The 1,353-nt window shown below is 55.9% G+C and carries 1 protein-coding gene; it reads right to left on the reverse strand.

Annotated features, from left to right (window positions below):
- Positions 1 to 253: 253 nt before the first annotated feature.
- Entirely contained in the window at positions 254 to 1,279 is a 1,026-nt protein-coding gene (locus tag ACR0AO_RS25410; protein ID WP_480609811.1) for an IS110 family RNA-guided transposase, read from the reverse strand.
- Positions 1,280 to 1,353: the final 74 nt, after the last annotated feature.

Consider the following 1,353-nt stretch of genomic DNA (forward strand, 5'->3'; position numbering starts at 1 on the left):
TGTAGACGCCCAAAACGCAAGAGGTAATTTGGCCGGCAATTGCATTGGTTCGGGTACTGACATGTGTTCGGCCTGTTGCGCGGCCTTTGAACATGCCGCTGGCCCGTATGGTGTTAGCGGATCCGGTCCAATTCAAAACCACGTGCTCGAAGCACTCTGTTGCGATCTGGTTTTCCCGATCCGGTCTCACGATCCTTATGCCATACCGTCCATTGTCCTCTTCCGTTTCCGCTGCCTCACAGCTGCATACGCTTTATGCGTTGGCAGCTGGAGCCCGGTAGACTTCTCCTGTGCTCATCAAGGCCCAAACAATTCGCGCCATCTTGTTTGCCAGAGCGACCCGAACCAGCAACGGTGGTTTGCGGTCGATCATGCGGGCAAGCCAGGGATCTTTTCCAGTTCTATTGCGTGCTTGCCATAGAACCACGCTGTTGGCGCCGATGATCAGCAACCGCCTGAGCGAACGTTCTCCCATCTTTGTTGTAGCCCCGAGACGCTGCTTGCCTCCTGTTGAATGTTGCCGGGGGACAAGGCCGAGCCAGGCGGCGAAATCCCGACCACGACGGAACGTTTCAGGCGGTGGCGCAAGGGCAACCAGCGCAGTGGCAATGAGCGGGCCAATCCCTGGCACCGTCATTAGACGGCGCGCCATTTCACTAGCCCGTGCGCGACGGGATATCTCAGCATCCAACTCTTTGATCTGACCCTCCAGCTGGTTCAACATTTCGATCAGCCCATTCAAGCAAGCTCGCGCCGCTTCCGGTATCACGGTCTCACAGTCTTCCACTATTTTGACCAGCTTATGAATGTTGCTGGTCCCCTGCGGAACCACGTGACCCAGCTCTCCAAGGTGGCCGCGTAGGGCATTAATCAGTTGCGTACGTTGCCTAACCAGAAGCTCACGAGCCCGAAACACCATAGCTGCCGCTTGCGCCGTTTCGCTCTTCACAGAAACAAAGCGCATCGTTGGACGGCTCGCAGCCTCACAGATAGCCTCTGCATCAGCGACATCGTTCTTCTGTCGCTTAACAAAGGGCTTCACATACGCTGGAGGAATAAGCCTGACTTCGTGACCCAATCGGCCAATCTCTCGGCCCCAATAATGCGCACTGGCACAGGCTTCCATCGCCACCACGCATCTCGGCAGTATGGCAAAATACTCAAGGACCTGACCCCTTCGCAGTTTCTTCCGCAAAATAGGGTGACCCGTGTGATCTGCTCCGTGAACCTGGAAAATGTTCTTCGCCAAATCCAGGCCAATCATGCTAATCTCTCCCATAGACGCCTCCATTCAGGTTGTTTGCAAACCCACAATGGCACATCGAGGCCAGCGGGGGCGTCTACACCTTCAGA

This window comes from Ruegeria sp. AF8 (assembly GCF_056541825.1).

What these genes read in the sequence shown, in the direction of transcription:
- ACR0AO_RS25410 (WP_480609811.1), bottom strand. Translation starts at nt 1,279, where the DNA reads ATGGGAGAGATTAGCATGATTGGCCTGGATTTGGCGAAGAACATTTTC.